Consider the following 3038-nt stretch of genomic DNA (forward strand, 5'->3'; position numbering starts at 1 on the left):
TTCCAAATAATAATACTATAAAGCTTTATAACATGCTTCTATCTTTTTTCTGTCTTTAATATTATTTCTACGCATGCTTTTTCAACTCCTTTTATGTATATCATCGTGAAATGAATACTCTTGTTAAACAGAGCCATGAATCCGGTCAGTGCTGAGCCATCTTTCCATTTTGAATTGGTCCAGTACTATATAACTAGACTTATCCTTTTTTGTCTTGGTAAATATTCTTTTTATGTAATGCAATATGTAAAGGGTGTTCCTCTGCTTACGCAGCAAGCCCTTGACATATTACATTACATAAAATACTTTCTTTATTAGGCAAAAATAATCCATGGTTCTTTCTAACTTATAATTTGTATACACCTTCAAAGTTACATATATTTTTAGTATCTAGAATTAATTTACCCTTAACAGTATCCATATTATCTCTAATATGATCATGTGCTGTGATTATAACCAGAATCTCTATTTCGTTGATAAAGTCTTCGAAGTTCATAAACTGATGATCAACGATTCGTTCGTTAATGAAGGGGTCATATACTTTTACCCCATATGCTAAGTGTTCATCCATTTTTTCAAGTAATTGAAGCGTTGGGCTTTCTCTTGTATCATCTACATTTTCTTTATAAGCAATTCCATATATGCCAACCTTTGATATGTCTGTCAAATTATGTTCTGTCATAATATCTCTAATTCTTCCAAGGATATGTGCTGGCATAGAATCATTTATCTTCCTTGCAGTTAGAATTAAGTTTGTAAGATCCGGGTAATCTCCAACTAAAAACCAAGGATCGACAGATATACAATGCCCTCCAACACCTGGACCTGGTTGAAGAATATTGACTCTAGGATGCTTATTAGCAATACGAATGATTTCGTAAACATCCATATCGTCAGCTCTACATATTTTTGCTAATTCATTTGCAAAAGCAATATTTACATCTCTAAATGTATTCTCAACAACCTTTGACATTTCAGCAGACCTAATATCCGTTACAACAATTTCTGATTTGCAGAAAGCTGAATATAGCTCTTTAACTTTCTCGCCTATAGCTGTGTCATCTGCACCAACCGTTCTTGCGTTGTTTTCAAGTTCATAGATCATATTTCCTGGGATAATTCTTTCAGGTGCATGAACAAGATGAACATCTTCTCCAATAGTAATCCCTCTTCCTTGAATTACCGGTCTAACATATTTATTAATCGATCCTGGTGATATCGTTGATTCAATAATAATTACAGCACCTTTTTCGCAAACATCTAGAACTTTATTAACAGCTGCTATCACATATTTAGGATCCAACTTCTTACTTGAGTTTATATAAGGTGTTGGTACTGCAATGATATAGGTATCTGTTTTTTGATACTCTGTTGTGAATTTAATTCCACTCTCAATAGCAGCATCAAACAATTCCTCCAGCCCTTCTTCTTCAAAAGTAAGCTTCCCTCGTGAAAGTGAATCAATAAGTTTTTCATTTAAGTCCGTTCCAACAATCTCAACCCCACTTTTTGCAAACATTAAAGCGGTTGGAAGTCCGATGTAGCCTAATCCTATTATGTTTATCATAACAATCTCTCCTTAATTTTTGATAGATATTTTGTATATTATTATAAAATTAAATAAATAAATAATCGTAAAAGTTATACTTATAATGCTTAAATAGCCTATAATTTCTAGTTCTAAATAATTAGCAATTATATAAGTTATTATGGAAATAAAAATAAATAAAATTTGTATTATAAATTCATAATTTTGCTTCTGAGCTACAAGTAAACCTACTGATATTGAGGAAACTATAAATCTAACTCCAAACATTGGTGAAAGGATTTTTATATATTTTCCTGCCTCTCTCCATTCGTCCCCAAATACTAAGGTTACAAGAGGAGGTACTATATATATCATTGTAGCTACCATCGGTAATGCTAAAATAGAAAGAAAAATAACTGTCTTTTTAAACGATTTGAAAAACTGCCCTGTTCTATTATATTCTCGGGAAGCATCTTCATAGAATACTTTAGAGACATTTCCACTAATAATTGATAATGGTATTCCAAGTACTCGTAATGACACTGAATAAAGCCCCACTACTCCCATTCCAAAAAGCATTTCAATAAATATTGTTATGGATGCGTAGGAAAAGCTATTTGCAAAAAGTGCTGGTGCTGAGAATATTGGTTGTTTCTTATGTAATATAGCAACTTCTAAAACGTCTTTTGCTTGAATATTCTTTATTTCATTGAAATTTGTAAATAACGATTTTGCTTGCCTTTTAATTCCTATAAATTGTCCAAAAGTATATGGTATTAATAATCCCAATACTTTTATGTTTAGAATACTAAATATTATTGCTCCAAAGTTTTGAGTGGCTGATCTAAAAATATATAAAGATGACATAAGTACATACTTTTTCTCTCTATTATTGTAAGCATTAAGTACATTTATTAAACCATATGAGAAAATTATTAGAAATAGAATTATTATAATATTATTATTAATCAATGTTTTAGTTGAAAAAAAGTTAAAGTAAACACCATACCCAAAACTTATAAGTATTGATAAAATAGACGATACAATCAATGATAGTTTAATCAGAGCAAATACCTTTTTCTCATCTTTTTCTGTAACAATTGACATATCGTATCTTCCATTAATAATAGCCATGAATATATGTGATATCGACATTATATAAGTATAGGCTCCAATTTCTTCTGGTGAATAAAGTCTCGTTAATATAGGTGCGGATATGATTATAATCATTTGTGCAATTATTGAACCTGATGTTAATATACTAATTGATTTTATAAAAGTACTGTTTCTTTGATTTATCATTTTATCTCACTTTCAACAACAGAGTTCCACCCAATTGTATTAATGTTGTTATATAATTCATTTTTTAATACCTTTATATATCCACTATAGTCCAGATTACTCATCTAAACGTATAATCTACATTAACTATATGATCTTTATCATTTTTATCTATGTACGAATGAAATCCAACAATACGGAAACAATTGGTATCAAAATATGATAATTT

The 3038-nt window shown here is 30.0% G+C and carries 2 protein-coding genes; both read right to left on the bottom strand.

Translation table 11 applies throughout. The annotated features are described in order from the left end of the window. Positions 1 to 346: 346 nt before the first annotated feature. Positions 347 to 1567 (bottom strand): nucleotide sugar dehydrogenase, encoded by a 1221-nt coding sequence (locus tag P0N36_RS14850; protein ID WP_275843656.1) that lies wholly within the window; start codon positions 1565 to 1567, stop codon positions 347 to 349. A gap of 12 nt (positions 1568 to 1579) precedes the next feature. After that, positions 1580 to 2830: a lipopolysaccharide biosynthesis protein gene (locus P0N36_RS14855; protein WP_275843657.1), complete on the bottom strand. Its 1251-nt coding sequence runs from the start codon at positions 2828 to 2830 to the stop codon at positions 1580 to 1582. Between the last annotated feature and the right edge of the window lie 208 nt (positions 2831 to 3038).

It is taken from the genome of Petrocella sp. FN5, from assembly GCF_029210395.1.
In the GTDB taxonomy this organism is placed as follows: Bacteria; Bacillota; Clostridia; order Lachnospirales; family Vallitaleaceae; genus Petrocella.